Below are 15,743 nucleotides of genomic sequence, written 5' to 3' on the forward strand. Positions count from 1 at the left end.
TGGCCTCCTGCCAAGAGTCGTGCGGCTTACACTCAATTTTCAATATGATAATCCCGCTGCAATTCCAACGGCATCATTTCCTGCAATCGTTCATATAAATCAAGAATTTCAGCGCAGAACACATGGAACTGTTGTGGATCATCCCAAAGTTCATAATCGACGCCTTTACGAAATCCTTGTTGCTGCGAGAGTTTTTTTAACAGAATCAAATCGTTATGGCTGAATCCCAAATCGCGATTTAAATCGAGTAGTTCGGAAAGTTTTAATGGTTGTTTTACCGGGCGGTGATCATGCAAAAGATATGCTTTGAGTGTAATCTCAAATGCCACATACATTAATGTCATGACCGACATCAGACTGTCATGCGTCTCACGCTGGCGGCCTTCCAGCCACTTGTTATTTTGCAATAAATGGTCAGCACAATAAGCGTGCTGGGTTGCAATTTTTATTAACTCGACCGGTGCATAATAACGCTTATCATTCATGTGCCAGTTACATCCTGAGTTTATCGTTCTTGTCATGATAATGTATGTGTATAATACAGGCAATCACGATATGTTATTTTTCAGCGCCATGCAGTCTTTTTTAAACACTTCTTTCAAAATAGGAACACTAACACTGGCTAACCGCTTGATTCAAGGGCCGCTTGCCGGTTATAGCTGTGCGCCCTTTCGTCAATTGTTTACTCTGTTTACCCCACCAGCCTACTGTGTTTCAGAAATGATTTCCGCGCAGGATATTATTAGTAGACATCACCCTGATGGCCGTTATCTCTACCGCAGCCCCGAAGAGCATTTGCTATGCTATCAGATGGCCGGTACAGATCCGGTCATCATGGCGGAAGCCGCGCAAATACTTCAGCGTCTGGGGGCTGATTTGATTGACATTAACTGCGGCTGTCCGAAAAGCAAAATTCGGAAAAAAGGTGCGGGCAGCGCCTTGCTTCAGCAACCGGAACGCTTGCTTGCTATTGTTAAAGCGGTACGCAACGTTTTATCGTGCCCGTTAACAGTCAAGATACGCCTGCAGGACAGCGCGGGTAATCAGGCGCTGGCACAGGCTATTGAACAGGCTGGAGCCGATGCCCTGATAGTCCATGGCCGGCGCTGGACTGATGATTATGATATTCCCTGCAATTACCAGCAAATTGCCGAGATCAGACAGGTAGTTAATATCCCGGTTATTGCTAACGGCGATCTTGCAACGTCCAACGATATTAATGCCGTTATCAATCAAACCGGTTGTGATGGTTATATGATTTCCCGCGCTGGAACAGGGAAACCCTGGCTCTATGCCCAACTTCTCAACAACACGCATAACGCCGTCAGCCTGCAGGAACTCGGCGAACTATTCCTGACCCATCTGCAAAATCTGCAGCAGCTTGAAAGTGAACATCAGGCCGTTTTACAAAGCCGATCGCTATTTCGCTATTATTTTAAAAGTTATTGCGACGAGCAGGTATTTGCCAGATTCTGTCGGGCAAATAATATGATAGAAATTGCAGGGATTATAAAAGCATTAACTGAGTAGGTTGGGTCGTTTGACCCAACATTCGGTGCTGCAAATTACCAAGTGCTTGATTCAAGATCGCTATGTTGGGTCAAACGACCCAACCTACTCATCCGGCTCAAGCTCACTCACAGCTGGACTTCCCGGAATTTTGCGAGTTTCGTTTGCCCACTCTCCTAAATCAATCAGTTTACAGCGATCGGAACAGAAAGGTCTGAAAGAATTATCCGGCTGCCAGGTGTTTTGCTTCCCGCACGTCGGGCAGGTAATTTTTTGATGCTCGTTCATAGTCTCTTCATCACGGATCTCAAGCGCTGAATTATACGGCTTTAATCGCTGTTAAGCTATATCGCGTAGGGTTGCAAATTAGACTGTTGGGTTCACTCTGAAAAAGGTGTATAATTAGCCATTTTTGCCAGGCAAGTTTTTTACCACTATGAACCTCGAAAAGCATTATGACGTTATTGTTGTCGGCGGCGGTCATGCCGGCACAGAAGCTGCAATGGCTGCTGCCCGTATGGGAGCGCAGACTTTATTACTCACTCACAACATGGATCTGCTAGGGCAAATGTCCTGTAATCCTGCAATCGGCGGGATTGGCAAAGGCCATTTGGTCAAAGAGATCGATGCGCTTGATGGCGTTATGGCTCTGGCTGCGGACAAGGCGGGGATTCAGTTTCGTATCCTTAATGCCTCCAAAGGCCCGGCTGTACGGGCAACCCGGGCTCAGGCTGATCGGGTGTTATATCGTCAAGCCATTCGTCAGGTTCTGCAGGCACAGCCTAATTTAACCCTGTTCCAGCAGGCGGTTGATGATATGCTGGTTGAAGGGGATCGGGTAACTGGCGTAGTCACCCAAATGGGGCTGGTTATACGCGCTCGTGCTATTGTACTGACTGTCGGCACCTTTCTCGGCGGTAAAATTCATGTTGGAATGAACCAATATGCCGGCGGCCGTGCCGGCGACCCGCCAGCAATTGCCCTGGCTAGCCGCTTACGTGAACTGGATTTACCGGTCGGCCGGTTAAAAACCGGCACACCGCCACGCATCGACGGGCGTTCGCTGGATTATTCCCAAATGACGGTACAACATGGCGATACGCCAGTTCCGGTATTTTCCTATCTCGGTAACGCGGATTCGCACCCGGAGCAATTGCCATGCTATATCACCCACACAACCCAGCAGACTCACGACATTATTCAGGCTAACCTGCATCAGTCGCCTATGTATGCCGGGGTCATTGAAGGGATAGGGCCGCGCTACTGCCCATCGATTGAAGACAAAATCGTACGTTTTGCCGATAAGTCATCGCATCAGATCTTTGTTGAGCCTGAGGGGCTGACAACGGACGAAATTTATCCCAATGGAATTTCCACAAGCTTGCCGTTTGAAGTGCAAGTACAGTTTGTCCGTGCTATTAAAGGCTTTGAAAACGCCCATATTACCAGACCAGGTTATGCCATCGAATACGATTATTTCGATCCCCGCGGTTTAAATCACTTTTTACAAACCAAACCATTCAGCAATTTATTTTTTGCCGGTCAGATTAATGGCACCACGGGTTATGAAGAAGCGGCTGCACAAGGCTTGATTGCCGGGATGAACGCCGCCCTGCAGATACAGGAAAAAGATATGTGGTGCCCGCGGCGTGATGAAGCCTATATCGGTGTACTGATCGATGATCTCGTTACTTTGGGTACTCAGGAACCGTATCGGATGTTTACTTCACGGGCTGAATACCGTCTGCTGCTGCGTGAGGACAATGCGGATCTTCGTCTGACTGCCAAAGGCCGGGAATTGGGTATGGTATCGGAACAACGCTGGCAACATTTCAGCGAAAAGCAGAATGCGATTGCCGCCACCCGCGAACAATTAAAAACCACTGTAGTACGGGTTGAAGACAATGAGGCCCTCGCTGCGGTTATGGAAAAGCCACTGCAACAGGATTGCCGGGCCGCCGAATTATTAAAACGGCCTGAAATTAATTATCAGCATTTACAAAATATCAGCCGTCTGCAGTTACCGGAGGTCAGTGCCGAGGTAGCTGAACAGCTTGATATTCAAAGCAAATATGCCGGCTATATTGAACGCCAGCAAATGGATATTGAACGCTTGCGTAAACATGAAGCGACTCAATTGCCTGCTGATATCGATTATGCCAAGGTCACAGGCCTTTCTGCTGAAGTCGTACAAAAGTTATCCCGAATTCGTCCAGTAACCATTGCCCAGGCTGGCCGAATTTCAGGCGTGACCCCGGCAGCTCTATCATTGTTGCTTGTCCATCTCAAAAAACACCGGGCATCAGCATGAGTACCTCAGTGCTGGAGCAAGGGCTGGAACGGCTGGGATTAAGCGTAGAGCCTGCGCAATTAATGGCTTATCTGGCCTTGTTGCAGAAATGGAATAAGGCGTATAATTTAACTGCTATCCGCGATCCGGATGACATGGTGACTCTGCATTTGCTCGACAGTCTGGCCATTACAACCTGGATCACAGGCAAATCGCTGCTTGATGTCGGAGCTGGAGCCGGGCTGCCAGGTATCCCGCTGGCAATATGGAATCCTGATTTACAAGTGACATTGCTTGACAGCAATGGCAAAAAAACACGTTTTATGCACGAAGTAAAACGCGTTCTGAAACTGGATAATGTTACTATTGCAGAATCACGGGTGGAAAATTATCAAACACCGTCCGCTTTTGATATGATATCCAGCCGGGCATTTACCGAACTGGGCCGTATGATCGGGTTAAGCCGGCATCTCATTGCCAATAATGGTGTCTGGCTGGCCATGAAAGGACGTTATCCTGAACAGGAATTGCAAGCCCTTGATTTACCATATACAGTTGAATGCTATCAAGTACCCGGACTGGAAGGCGAACGTTGCTGCGTACTTATTAAAAATAATAATGAGGAATAATCATGGCGAAAGTCATTGCGATTGCCAATCAAAAAGGCGGTGTTGGCAAGACCACAACGTCCATTAATCTGGCTGCGTCCATTGCTGCCAACCGTCAAAATGTCTTATTAATTGATCTTGATCCGCAAGGTAATGCAACCATGGGTTCAGGTGTTGACAAAAACACGCTGGTGCATACCAGCAATGACGTACTGCTGCGGGATTGTCATGCAGAACAAGCTTGCCTGACAACAACAAACGGGTATGATCTGTTGCCTGGCAATAGCGATCTGACCGTTGCAGAGGTCAGTCTGATGGAACGCGATCACCGCGAAACGTTTTTATTTAAGGCCCTGCAATCAATTCAGAGTACCTATGATTACATTTTAATTGATTGCCCTCCTGCTCTGAACACATTAACGATTAATGCGTTTGTCGCTTCTGATTCCGTCCTTATTCCCATGCAATGCGAATATTATGCGCTTGAGGGCCTTGCGGCCTTATTGGGAACCATTGAGCAAATCCGTGCCTCAGTAAATCCACGCCTTCAGCTTGAGGGGATTTTACGTACTATGTACGATGCCCGCAACCGCTTATGTTCCGATGTTTCAAAACAACTGATAGAACATTTTGGTAACAAGGTCTATCGCACCGTAGTACCGCGTAACGTCCGGCTTGCCGAAGCGCCAAGCCATGGCATGCCGGCATTGCAATACGACAGAACGTCGCCCGGCGCTGCAGCCTATATGGTTCTGGCCGCCGAAGTAATAAGCAAACAAACTGTCACCAGTTAATCCAGAGGTTATATTATGTCCGTAAAGCGTGGAGGTCTGGGGCGCAACCTGTCAGCCTTGCTGGGTTCTTCCCCTTCAATTATTGCAGTGGCCAGCCAACCTGTTGCCGCAGAGCTGCAAAAAATGGCAATTGATAATTTAATGCCGGGTAAATATCAGCCACGTACCGCAATTGATGACCTGTCATTGCAGGAACTGGCCGGTTCAATCAAACAACAGGGCGTATTGCAGCCATTACTGGTCAGACAGACCAATCAGGGGCAATACGAAATTATCGCCGGGGAAAGACGTTGGCGTGCATCCAGACTTGCTGGTCTGACCGAAGTACCCGTTGTTGTCCGTCAGGTTGATGATGAAACCGCTATGGCGATGGCACTGGTTGAAAACCTGCAGCGCGAAGATTTGAACCCTGTCGATAAAGCCAGAGCGATGGCAAGGCTAACTAAAGAGTGTTCTTTAACTCATCAGCAAATTGCCGAACTGCTATCGATCTCCAGGGCAGCGGTAAGTAATTTCATGCGCCTTCTTACCTTGCAGGAGGAAGTCATGCGCCTGCTGGAACATGGGGATCTTGATATGGGCCACGCACGTGCGTTACTTATTCTTGACGGTGATAAACAGATAGAAGTGGCCAGACTGATTGTCGCCAAGAATCTGTCAGTCAGGGAAACAGAGAAGCTAGTCAGCCGCGTCAAAGAGAACCCCCTTGAAGGGGCAAAGCTCGATAAGTCTGAGTCTTCGGCCAATCCTGTATTTGAAGAGTCCATTAAGCATCTGGCACAGCAGTTAAATGCCAAAATTAAATTAAAAGCCGGTAAATCCGGGAAAGGTTCGTTGGTTATTCAGTATGATTCTGTTCAGCAGTTGGAAAAACTGTTAATGCAGATAGGCAAGTAATTCATTGAAGTTGATTGAGTGTTGGGCTTTACAGCCCAACCAATGGTTACAACCAGTAGACAAAGATAAACAGGAAGAGCCACACCACGTCCACAAAGTGCCAGTACCAGGCAACCGCTTCAAAAGCGAAGTGACGTTCGGGGGTAAAATGACCGCGTGCACAACGAATCAGAATCACAATTAACATGATTGTTCCGATAGTTACGTGCAAACCATGGAATCCGGTTAGCATAAAGAAGGTAGTACCATAGATACCTGCATCCAAAGTCAGGTTCATTTCGGTGTAGGCTTCATGATACTCATAAGCTTGCAGCGAAAGGAACAACATACCCAAAGCGATAGTACATGCCATACCAATCAGCAACTGGCCGCGTTTATTCAGCTTCAGCGCCCAGTGGGCCCAGGTAATTGTTACACCCGAAGTTAACAGGATAAGGGTATTGATAGCAGCCAACCCCCAAGCGCCCATTGCTTCAGTAGCGCCAACGAAAGTCATATTGTCCGGGTTAGTAAGCAATGGCCAGGTTGCCCTGAAATCGGACCAGAGCGTATAGTGGGTAATGGAATGGTACTCACCGCCCAGCAGAGGTACAGACCATAACCGGGTAAAGAACAATGCCCCGAAGAATGCTCCGAAGAAACAAACTTCAGAAAAAATAAACCAGCACATCCCCCAACGGAACGAGCGATCAACCTGCAGGTCATATAATCCTTTACCATTTTCATAAATAACCTGACCAAACCAGCCAAACATCATTCCGATGAGGATGCAGATACCAAAGGTAAACAGGTAAGGACCGTACCAGTCATGGTGTAACCAGGAGGCAGCGCCGACCAGTGTAGTAGTTAAACCGCATGAACCAACAAGTGGCCAATGGCTTGGTTTAGGGACGTAATAAGTACCATGCGCGCCCATAATTCATTTTTCTCCTGTATACGTATTATATTTTTTATTACCTTTTTGCTGCTAATCTTTACCTGTCACATCAAACAATGAATAAGACAAAGTAATCGTTTTTATATCAGCCGGCAAATCCGGATCCAGATGAAACAATAACGGCATATCCATTGCTTCATGCCCATTCAGTGTCTGTCTGGTAAAACAAAAACACTCTGTTTTTTTCAAATATTTTGCGGCTAATCCTGGTGTTATGCTGGGAATAGCCTGTACCGACATCGTATAATTACTCTTGTTTTCGGCATAAAAAGCAAGTTTTGCAATTGCCCCGGGATGCACCCGGATTTTTTTCACCTTGGGATAAAATGCCCAAGGAATATTGCTATTAGTTGTCGCAACAAACTCGACCACCACTTCCCGATCTTCTGCAATTACAGCCTTGCTGGCATCGTAGGCTACTGCCTGGTTATATGTCTTGCCGTTAATTCCTAACGTCTGACACAAGCGATTATAAATCGGCACCAGAGCAAAACCAAAACCAAACATTCCTAAAACTATTATAATAAGCCCGACAACCAACCGTACATGATTCTTTACCACAGATACAACCTCTCACGAACAACCCACTGCCGCCAGGAATCTGGCGGCAGTGATCACAAATTAATGGATCTGGGGAGGCACAGTAAAGCTGTGATAGGGCGGTGGAGATGGTAATGTCCACTCCAGGCCTTTTGCCCCTTCCCAAACCTGCGCATCCAGTTTTTTACCGCGATGACGATGAAGCACCGTACTCCAGACGTTATAGAGAAACAATAGTTGCGATAATCCGAATATAAACGCTCCAACAGTCGAGATCATATTAAAATTAGTAAACTGCAGCGCATAATCAGGTATCCGGCGCGGCATACCCGCCAATCCTAAAAAGTGCATAGGGAAGAATGCAATATTGACTGAAATAACGGACAACCAAAAATGCCATTTGCCCAGGCACTCATTATACATATGGCCAGTCCACTTGGGTAACCAGTAGTAGGTCGCCGCCATCAATGAGAAAATTACGCCAGGTACAAGCACGTAATGGAAATGGCCGACTACGAAATAAGTATCCTGATATTGGTAATCTGCCGGAACCAGTGCAAGCATTAAGCCGGTAAATCCGCCAATGGTAAACAGAAATACGAAAGCCACCGCAAACAGCATTGGGGTTTCAAAAGTCATTGCACCTTTAAACATGGTACTAACCCAGTTGAAGACCTTAATACCGGTTGGAACGGAAATCAGCATGGTTGCGTACATAAAGAATAACTCTGCGCCAAGCGGAACACCGGTTGTAAACATATGGTGTACCCAGACAATGAATGACAGCAGGGCAATCGATACCGTCGCATAAACCATGAAGTGATAACCAAACAGGGGCTTGCGGCTGAAGGTCGGGATGATTTCAGAGACAACGCCAAACGCCGGCAATACTAGAACATATACTTCAGGGTGACCAAAAAACCAGAAAATATGCTGGAACAGAATCGGGTCGCCGCCGCCAGCCGCTTCAAAGAAGCTGGTTCCAAAATGACGATCAGCCAGCATCATGGTTACCGCACCAGCCAATACCGGCATAATGGCAATCAGCAGGAAAGCCGTAATTAACCATGTCCAGACGAACATAGGCATTTTCATTAGCGTCATGCCAGGCGCCCGCATATTCAAAATGGTCGCGATAATATTAATAGAACCCATGATTGACGATAATCCCATCATATGGACGGAAAAAATCATAAAGTCAGTGCTGGGAGGCGCAAACCTGGTTGACAATGGCGCATACATCGTCCAACCGAAATTAGGGCCGCCGCCTGCGTGGAACATGGTTGAGCCCAAAAGAGCAAAGGCAAAAGGCAGAATCCAGAAACTCCAGTTATTCAAACGTGGCAGAGCCATATCAGGCGCGCCGATCATCATAGGAATCTGCCAATTGGCCATCCCGGTAAATGCCGGCATTACCACGCCAAAGAGCATGATTAAACCATGCAGGGTGGTCATCTGGTTAAAAAAGTTAGGATCGACAAAGCGCAAACCAGGATGAAACAATTCAGCACGGATAATCAGAGCCATTGCTCCTGCGGCAAAGAAGCTAATCATCGCCAACCACAGATACAGGGATCCGATATCTTTATGGTTTGTGGTAAAAAGCCAGCGCTTTATGAAGCCCATTACGCCCTTACCTTGCTCCGGGCCATGATCTTCGTGTTCGATATCGTGTGTTACTGCGTCACTCATTGTAAACCTCCGGCTTGCGCTTTACTCACCATTTTAGGTTGTTGCAGATCGCTTTGACGCACTTTCGCTACATCAGCAGCCTGAACAACATCATTCGTATTATTTTCCCAGGCGTTGCGTTCATAAGTAATAATTGCCGCCATTTCGGTGTCTGTCAGCACATCACGATAGGCTTGCATTGCTGAACCAACCACGCCATTTAAAACCAGTTCAATGTGCCGTGAAATCGGTCTTCCAACAGCTACCGAGCTGCCTTTCAACGCAGGATACATTGGTGGAATACCAGTACCGTCCAGCTGATGGCAGGCGGAACACATTTGTTCGTATTTTGTTTTACCAAGCTGCATTAATTCATCACGGGTAAGATTAGCCTGTACGTCTGGAGTACTTTCAGCACTAATATTCTGGCTTTGGTCTTTTGTCTGCACGGCAACCCATTGCTGGAATTCATCATCATTTACAGCCTGCACCACAATAGGCATAAAGGCATGGTTAATTCCACAAAGCTCTGTACATTGACCACGGTAAATGCCAGGTTTACTGATTGTGGCCCACGACTCATACATAAACCCTGGAATGGCATCCCGCTTCACGCCAAGCTCAGGCACCCACCAGGAGTGAACTACGTCGTTTGAAGTCACCAGAAAGCGTATTTTCTTGTTAACTGGAACAACCAGCGGTCTATCCACTTCAAGCAAATACCATTCGTTCTTTTCCTGCTTGTTAGCAATCTGGGAATATGGCGTAGCCAGGTTACTGAAATAACTGATTCCCTGATCAAGATACTGATATTGCCATTTCCACTGCGTACCAATCACTTTTATCGTTACTGCCGCATCATTGGTATCAGTCATGCGGATTAGCACTGTTGTTGCTGGAATCGCTAATCCCACCAGAATCAGGAATGGGATAACCGACCAGAAAATTTCCAGACGGGTATTGTCATGAAAGGTGGCAGGAGTTACGCCTTTTGACTTACGGTGATGAATCAGGGCATAGATCATGACACCGAAAACAATAACCCCGATAATGGCGCATATCAGCATCGCAATCATATGCAGATAATACATATCCTTGCTGATGGGAGTTACCCCTTTATACATGTTCAACTGCCAGTGATCACCACCAGCAACAGCCGCTGTCGCTGCCAGTAAGCCAGCCAAAGTAACAAGCAGTCTGCCTGCTTTAAACCTGTTTAGCATCCCCGTTCCTCACCTCTATTTGCGGCTTGAATTGCAAGCCGCGCATTAATAATCTGGTTTCGTTATCTCAACCAATCGTTCATTACCATAAGGAATAATTGCCTTCCGTTCCGGACTGATCAATTATGTATTTGATCGCTTCTATCACTTCACCGGTTGTGCATTTCTCACATCCGCCATTTTTGGGATGCGCATCACTTTTAACAGTGTTGCTGACCAGCAAATCAAAATCCTGATTAATCAATGGTTTCCAGGCTTCCTTGTCGCCAATTTTAGGAGCGCCCTGTACCCCGTCATTGTGGCATTGGCTGCAATTTTCCTCATATATTTCTTTCCCGCTTGGCGGATATTTATCCGTGCGGCCAGCAGCCAAATCACGCCATTGCGAACGTGACAGGGAGTTATTCAGAATATAATCAGTTGCAGCAATAACATCGTTATCAGAGCAAGTTACGCATGCCCCTTTAACCGGCATACTGTTATAGCCATTAATTGCATTACGGTACAATCCTGTCAGGCCGCTGCTCTTTAGCCGGCGATACCAGTTAGCGCCATCGCCGTTTTGCGGCGCACCCATTATCCCTTCCTGATGGCACTCAATACAGGCACTGACATACACTTGTCTGCCGCGCTCAAGTGTCGGTTTTGCATCCGACGGCGGAACACCAAGATATTCTTCACTGACGACTGTTTTCAGGTAAGTGGCTATCGCCTGGTGATCTTCGTCGGTCAGATATTTCAAACTGTTGTGATTAACTTCCTCCATCGGACCATTTACTGGACCCGCGTTGTTGATTAGCTGATCCTTCACGAATACATCAATAACTTCCTGCTTGGTTGCAGACATCAGACCATATTTGGTGATATTTGGCGCCCACCAGCCGTCAATGAAACCGCCAGTCAGGTAGTATCGGGTTTTCGCTGCACCGAAAATATTAAGCGGTGTATGACACATGCTGCAGTGTCCCAATGAGTCAACAATATACTTGCCACGGTTCCAGGCAGCTGACTTGTCTTTCTCATAAACAACATCACCTTTATCCGGGAAGAAAAACAGGAAATTCCAGCCCCAGAGGCTTAAGCGGGCGCCTGGTACGTTGAAAGGAAACGGTAATGGCTTGTTTTCCAGTCTAACCGGTGGAATGCTCATTAAATAAGCGTATAACGCACGCGCATCATCATCGCTTATTTTTGAGAAGTAAACGTATGGGAATACCGGAAAATAATTACCGCCATGTGGATTACGGCCTTCTTTCAGCGCATGAATAAAGTCGTCCTCAGTCCAGTTACCGATACCTGTTTCTTTGTCAGGTGTAATATTAGGGCTGTAAAACGTACCGAAGGGGGTATTGATTGCCAGACCGCCGGCATAAGCAGGAGTACCGCCTTTCATATTGGTGTGACATGAGATGCAGTCACCCATTTTGGAAAGGTATTCACCACGCTTGATAAGCTCTTCCTGTTCGCCGGTCGCTGGAGCAGTTGGCGGATAAGCAGGATAAAGCTCCTCGCTTTGCATTTCAGCAACTGGTGCTAATGCTTTATTATCGGTTCCGGACAATAAAAGTCCGCCGGCTATTATTGCAATAACGGCTAAAAAACATACGGTTATTGCGCTGTATTTCAACGAAGAGCGCACGCTCCCTCCTTAAACTAATTATTCTTGTGGAATCTGGCAGCCCAAAATAATCCCGCATTTTATACCCCTTAAGGCAAAACTTGCAATCTTGTTATGCGCTGGATCTGTTAATTTTTCCGGATCAATCCGACAGACGCCGTTCTATTTTAATTGCTCTGGCATTTATAGTAGAATAGATAACTGTCAGTTGCATCAGTTAATTATCCCGGGGAGTCAGATGCTGGTTTATTTCAACGGCTTATTGCTCGGCCTGTCCCTGATTATGGCTTTGGGGCCGCAAAACGTTTTTTTGATCCGTCAGGGCGCCTTAAAAAATCATGCCGTCTTATCGGCTGTAATCTGTTTTTGCTGCGATATCATTTTAATTGTGGCAAGCGTTGCCGGGCTGCATCATATATTAACCCGCCATCCTTCACTGCAAACCTGGATTACGGTCTTTGGCGTACTGTTTTTACTGTATTACGGCTACAACGCATTACAGAATGGTATAAAAACCAGAGAGGACAGCGATAAAAATACCAGACAGTCCGCAACCCGGCTGCAGATTATTTTTTTAGCGCTGGGTTTTAGCCTTCTGAACCCGCACGCGATTATAGACAGTCTGGTGATTATTGGCGGCAGCAGCAGCCAGTTTCCTGATCACCGTTATGCTTTTATGTTGGGCGTTATCACGTCAAGCTTTGTATGGTTTACGTTATTAACTCTGACAGCACGATATTTTGCAGATACATTGTCACGGCAGGCGGTCTGGCAACGGGTTGAATTATGCAGCGGCGCTTTGATGATTTTTCTCAGCTTGAAGCTGGCAGCCAATCTGCTTTAAATATTTTTTCCTCATCCGGCATTACTTGTTTTATTAATTTAATGCTATAAATTACATATACTGATAAATTTGAATTTCATAAATTCTCAGCGACAGGTTATTTCATATTGATTTACTGATTGCTGGATAAACGGAAAACCGGAATTAATGGAACAAACCATAAGCACACTTATTGCACGCCAGGAGATCTATGATCGTTCGCGCAATGTATGCGGCTACGAGCTGCTGTATCGTGATGGCGAACGCAATGAATCCCATATCGATCCTGATGATGAGTCTGAGGGCGAGCACGCTACGTCCTATGTAATATCGCATTTATTTGCCAACCTCGACATGGACATGGTTTTAGGTTCACAGCCTGCTTTCATTAATTTTACCCGCAACAGTCTTCTTGCCAGAATTCCCCTGTTACTGCCCCGGGAACGGGTAGTGATTGAATTTGGCGACATTCAAATTGATGATGAATTGATTGAAGCAGTAACTGTTTTTTCCAAACGCGGCTACAAGATAGCGCTTGATGACTTTATTTATCGGGACGAACTAAAACCTCTGATCGCAATTGCCAATATCATTAAAATTGATGTCCTTCATCAGAATGATCAGCAAATTAAAAAACAGTTGCTTTGTGTGCCGGGAGATTTCCAAGGTAAATTATTAGCTGAAAGGGTAGAGACTCGCGAACAGTTTGATATCTGCAAGGCATTAGGCTTTCATTTGTTCCAGGGTTTTTTTCTTAATCAGCCCAATCTGATTCAGGGTCACATTCTATCTGAGAATAAAATTTATTTGCTGAGGCTGCTTGCTGAACTCCATAACCCGGAAGTAAAGATGCAACGGGTGGAAGAAATTATTTTACAAATCCCCAAGCTGAGCTATCGCATTTTACGGCTTGCGAATTCGGCTTCGATGTATATGGGTAAAAAAATCGACTCGCTAATGGATGCAATTCAACAGCTTGGCCTTATCCAAATTCGCGATTGGATATGTCTGCTTCTGGTTTCCAGCCTGGATGACATCTCGCCTGATTTGCTGGAAAGGACATTGATACGCGCCAAAATGTGTCAGCTTCTTGCTAAAAAAGCGCGCTCGGCAAATCCCCATCAGGCTTATACAGTAGGCATGCTTTCTACCCTTGACGCTATTTTGAATGAACCGATGCCATCCTTATTGGCAAAAATTCATTTAAGCGAGGGCTTGAACAAGGCGTTGCTTTATCATAAAGGCGTGCTCGGTACATTACTTGCCAATGCCCAGGATTATGAGCGTGGTTATTTCACCAAATTACAATATACCGATTTTACTGATCAGGACTATAGCGAAGCCTACCTGCAAGGGATAGAATATGCCAATGAAGTCATGCAAATTCTGCGCTAAGTTGACTTTCATTTTAACCTATTGTTTTTCAAATCAAAAAAAACCTTTTCCGCCTGATAAAAATAAGTTATAAATACCTTTTGGATCATTAACCTGGTCAAGGATTGACTGGTAATCGGCTCCAGAACGACGTATGCGCTATTATTGATAACCTATTTTCATGGAGTGAAAAGTGAACAGCAAAGTATTCTCACAGCGCTTTAACCGCGAGTTGTCGCTACTGGGTTTTCCAGAAGAAGTTACTGAAAAAGTAAAAGCCGTAGCTAAAGTTTTTGGAGTCACCAGACATTTGGCCAATGCAATGATCTTCGGTCATGCGCTACCACCTTCAGAACAGCTTAGAAAAATCGCAGAAATCCTCGAAGTATGCCCGCAATGGTTAAGCGGTACTACAGATAAGAAAAGAGGGTATACCGCTGAGAAGGAAAAGGACAAAGAGAAAGAGACGGCAGAGAGTTAAACGCAAGCTAACTGAATAGGAGTGTTGGGCTTTACAGTCCAACCTACATTATTATAAAGCAGCCGGGTTAATCCTGGGCCTGAATCTCGCATTTTTAAGGATTTGGGTTATAATGAGTTCCTATTAATTTAAGGCTGTCTAATTATGGAGTGCCTGAGTTTTTGTATTGCCAAAGCAGTTGATTTAAGCCGGCTTGATACCTATGTCAAATCGGAAATGGATAACTATTGTTCTGTCAAACTGCGGGATGTTCTGAAAATTGCATCAAATGATAATCGCAATTACACGATCTATGTGTTTAAAAACGGCACCGTAGTCTCCTGGGGTATTAAACGTCATCAAATCGGTGATTATCTTGATTTAATCCGCCAATTTTCGCATAAACCGCTTGCATTTCTTGTTCATGATGAATTCAGTTACCAGATAGGCGAAAAAACCGCTATTGAACCGCATGATTATTTTGATGTCGATTGCATGATTATCGAGGGTTACAGCGATGAATTAATGCTAAGTCTATCTTATGGTTTTTCACAATCGGTCAAATTGCAATATTTTGAAATGATTCTGGAAGCGTTGATCGAGAAATATACACCGATGATTCACAGCATGTCGCATAAAGGAAAAATGCCGATTTCCCGCGATCGCATACGCCAAATCATTGGCGAAATATTAGGTTCTAAAAGTGAAATGAACCTGTTGAGTAATTTTATGTATCATCCCAAGTATTTCTGGCAGCACCCTACTCTGGAAGAGTATTACACTATGCTGGAACGCTATTTACATATCCAGCGCCGGGTAAACGCATTAAATCACCGCCTGGACACGCTCAATGAAATTTTTGATATGTTTAATGGCTACCTTGAAAATCGCCATGCGCATACTCTGGAAATCATTATTATTATTCTGATTACTATAGAAATTATCTTTGCTATTCTGAAGTCGGATTTGATGTAGGCCGCCGTTGGGTGTTGGGTTTTA

The 15,743-nt window shown here is 45.6% G+C and carries 16 protein-coding genes; 9 read left to right on the top strand and 7 right to left on the bottom strand.

The features are described 5' to 3' along the window. Positions 1–32: 32 nt before the first annotated feature. Complete coding sequence (locus tag ACFORL_RS12045; RefSeq protein ID WP_382344371.1) at positions 33–485, bottom strand: hypothetical protein; 453 nt, start codon at positions 483–485, stop codon at positions 33–35. A gap of 88 nt (positions 486–573) precedes the next feature. Here ACFORL_RS12045 and ACFORL_RS12050 point away from each other — a divergent pair, with 88 nt between their 5' ends. Then, positions 574–1,530, top strand: a complete 957-nt coding sequence (locus ACFORL_RS12050; protein WP_382344496.1) for a tRNA dihydrouridine synthase — start codon at positions 574–576, stop codon at positions 1,528–1,530. A gap of 84 nt (positions 1,531–1,614) precedes the next feature. On the opposite strand, the gene yacG is transcribed toward ACFORL_RS12050, so the two are convergent. Continuing rightward, on the bottom strand, positions 1,615–1,797 hold the full coding sequence (yacG, locus tag ACFORL_RS12055; protein WP_382344373.1) for a DNA gyrase inhibitor YacG: 183 nt from the start codon (positions 1,795–1,797) through the stop codon (positions 1,615–1,617). A 148-nt stretch (positions 1,798–1,945) separates the two neighbouring features. On the opposite strand from yacG, the gene mnmG reads away from it, so the two are divergent. Genes mnmG through ACFORL_RS12075 form a run of 4 tightly spaced genes read left to right on the top strand, consistent with a single transcriptional unit; the run spans position 1,946 to position 6,098 of the window. Then, positions 1,946–3,820 (top strand): tRNA uridine-5-carboxymethylaminomethyl(34) synthesis enzyme MnmG, encoded by a 1,875-nt coding sequence (gene mnmG / locus ACFORL_RS12060; protein WP_382344375.1) that lies wholly within the window; start codon positions 1,946–1,948, stop codon positions 3,818–3,820. Beyond that, positions 3,817–4,428 carry a 16S rRNA (guanine(527)-N(7))-methyltransferase RsmG gene (gene rsmG / locus ACFORL_RS12065; protein ID WP_382344377.1) on the top strand — a complete coding sequence of 204 codons (612 nt, stop codon included), beginning with the start codon at positions 3,817–3,819 and terminating at the stop codon, positions 4,426–4,428. Before mnmG ends, rsmG begins: the two co-directional genes overlap by 4 nt. A gap of 2 nt (positions 4,429–4,430) precedes the next feature. Next, complete coding sequence (locus tag ACFORL_RS12070) at positions 4,431–5,201, top strand: ParA family protein (protein ID WP_382344379.1); 771 nt, start codon at positions 4,431–4,433, stop codon at positions 5,199–5,201. A 15-nt stretch (positions 5,202–5,216) separates the two neighbouring features. Beyond that, the gene (locus tag ACFORL_RS12075) at positions 5,217–6,098 is read left to right on the top strand and encodes a ParB/RepB/Spo0J family partition protein (RefSeq protein ID WP_382344381.1); all 882 of its coding nucleotides are present in this window, start codon (positions 5,217–5,219) and stop codon (positions 6,096–6,098) included. A 46-nt stretch (positions 6,099–6,144) separates the two neighbouring features. Here ACFORL_RS12075 and ACFORL_RS12080 read toward each other — a convergent pair whose 3' ends face one another. The 5 genes from ACFORL_RS12080 to ACFORL_RS12100 all read right to left on the bottom strand — a co-directional run bounded on the left by ACFORL_RS12080 (position 6,145) and on the right by ACFORL_RS12100 (position 11,988). Then, on the bottom strand, positions 6,145–7,014 hold the full coding sequence (locus ACFORL_RS12080; protein WP_382344383.1) for a cytochrome c oxidase subunit 3: 870 nt from the start codon (positions 7,012–7,014) through the stop codon (positions 6,145–6,147). Between the two features lie 51 nt (positions 7,015–7,065). After that, positions 7,066–7,596, bottom strand: a complete 531-nt coding sequence (locus tag ACFORL_RS12085) for a cytochrome c oxidase assembly protein (RefSeq protein ID WP_382344385.1) — start codon at positions 7,594–7,596, stop codon at positions 7,066–7,068. A 60-nt stretch (positions 7,597–7,656) separates the two neighbouring features. Then, positions 7,657–9,267 (bottom strand): cytochrome c oxidase subunit I, encoded by a 1,611-nt coding sequence (gene ctaD / locus ACFORL_RS12090; protein WP_382344387.1) that lies wholly within the window; start codon positions 9,265–9,267, stop codon positions 7,657–7,659. Beyond that, the gene (gene coxB, locus ACFORL_RS12095) at positions 9,264–10,469 is read right to left on the bottom strand and encodes a cytochrome c oxidase subunit II (protein WP_382344389.1); all 1,206 of its coding nucleotides are present in this window, start codon (positions 10,467–10,469) and stop codon (positions 9,264–9,266) included. Before coxB ends, ctaD begins: the two co-directional genes overlap by 4 nt. Positions 10,470–10,551: 82 nt before the next feature. Continuing rightward, on the bottom strand, positions 10,552–11,988 hold the full coding sequence (locus ACFORL_RS12100; RefSeq protein WP_382344498.1) for a c-type cytochrome: 1,437 nt from the start codon (positions 11,986–11,988) through the stop codon (positions 10,552–10,554). A gap of 337 nt (positions 11,989–12,325) precedes the next feature. Here ACFORL_RS12100 and ACFORL_RS12105 point away from each other — a divergent pair, with 337 nt between their 5' ends. The 4 genes from ACFORL_RS12105 (at position 12,326) to ACFORL_RS12120 (ending at position 15,719) form a co-directional block, all read left to right on the top strand. After that, on the top strand, positions 12,326–12,931 hold the full coding sequence (locus tag ACFORL_RS12105; RefSeq protein ID WP_382344391.1) for a LysE/ArgO family amino acid transporter: 606 nt from the start codon (positions 12,326–12,328) through the stop codon (positions 12,929–12,931). Between the two features lie 147 nt (positions 12,932–13,078). Continuing rightward, positions 13,079–14,305, top strand: a complete 1,227-nt coding sequence (locus tag ACFORL_RS12110; RefSeq protein WP_382344393.1) for an EAL and HDOD domain-containing protein — start codon at positions 13,079–13,081, stop codon at positions 14,303–14,305. A gap of 172 nt (positions 14,306–14,477) precedes the next feature. After that, entirely contained in the window at positions 14,478–14,765 is a 288-nt protein-coding gene (locus ACFORL_RS12115; RefSeq protein ID WP_382344395.1) for a hypothetical protein, read from the top strand. 144 nt (positions 14,766–14,909) lie between these two features. Continuing rightward, entirely contained in the window at positions 14,910–15,719 is an 810-nt protein-coding gene (locus ACFORL_RS12120; RefSeq protein WP_382344397.1) for an RMD1 family protein, read from the top strand. The last annotated feature ends 24 nt before the right edge of the window (positions 15,720–15,743 follow it).

Origin of the sequence: Legionella dresdenensis, from assembly GCF_042649825.1 — a bacterium.
GTDB classification, from domain to species: Bacteria; Pseudomonadota; Gammaproteobacteria; order Legionellales; family Legionellaceae; genus Legionella_C; species Legionella_C dresdenensis.

Bases quoted from the DNA above. Each gene is read 5' to 3' on its own strand.
- ACFORL_RS12105 (WP_382344391.1), top strand. From the start codon at position 12,326: ATGCTGGTTTATTTCAACGGCTTATTGCTCGGCCTGTCCCTGATTATG.
- ACFORL_RS12070 (WP_382344379.1), top strand. From the start codon at position 4,431: ATGGCGAAAGTCATTGCGATTGCCAATCAAAAAGGCGGTGTTGGCAAG.
- ACFORL_RS12100 (WP_382344498.1), bottom strand. From the start codon at position 11,988: ATGCAAAGCGAGGAGCTTTATCCTGCTTATCCGCCAACTGCTCCAGCG.
- yacG (WP_382344373.1), bottom strand. From the start codon at position 1,797: ATGAACGAGCATCAAAAAATTACCTGCCCGACGTGCGGGAAGCAAAAC.
- ACFORL_RS12080 (WP_382344383.1), bottom strand. From the start codon at position 7,014: ATGGGCGCGCATGGTACTTATTACGTCCCTAAACCAAGCCATTGGCCA.
- coxB (WP_382344389.1), bottom strand. From the start codon at position 10,469: ATGCTAAACAGGTTTAAAGCAGGCAGACTGCTTGTTACTTTGGCTGGC.
- ACFORL_RS12045 (WP_382344371.1), bottom strand. From the start codon at position 485: ATGAATGATAAGCGTTATTATGCACCGGTCGAGTTAATAAAAATTGCA.
- mnmG (WP_382344375.1), top strand. From the start codon at position 1,946: ATGAACCTCGAAAAGCATTATGACGTTATTGTTGTCGGCGGCGGTCAT.
- ACFORL_RS12075 (WP_382344381.1), top strand. From the start codon at position 5,217: ATGTCCGTAAAGCGTGGAGGTCTGGGGCGCAACCTGTCAGCCTTGCTG.
- ACFORL_RS12120 (WP_382344397.1), top strand. From the start codon at position 14,910: ATGGAGTGCCTGAGTTTTTGTATTGCCAAAGCAGTTGATTTAAGCCGG.
- rsmG (WP_382344377.1), top strand. From the start codon at position 3,817: ATGAGTACCTCAGTGCTGGAGCAAGGGCTGGAACGGCTGGGATTAAGC.
- ctaD (WP_382344387.1), bottom strand. From the start codon at position 9,267: ATGAGTGACGCAGTAACACACGATATCGAACACGAAGATCATGGCCCG.
- ACFORL_RS12050 (WP_382344496.1), top strand. From the start codon at position 574: ATGCAGTCTTTTTTAAACACTTCTTTCAAAATAGGAACACTAACACTG.
- ACFORL_RS12110 (WP_382344393.1), top strand. From the start codon at position 13,079: ATGGAACAAACCATAAGCACACTTATTGCACGCCAGGAGATCTATGAT.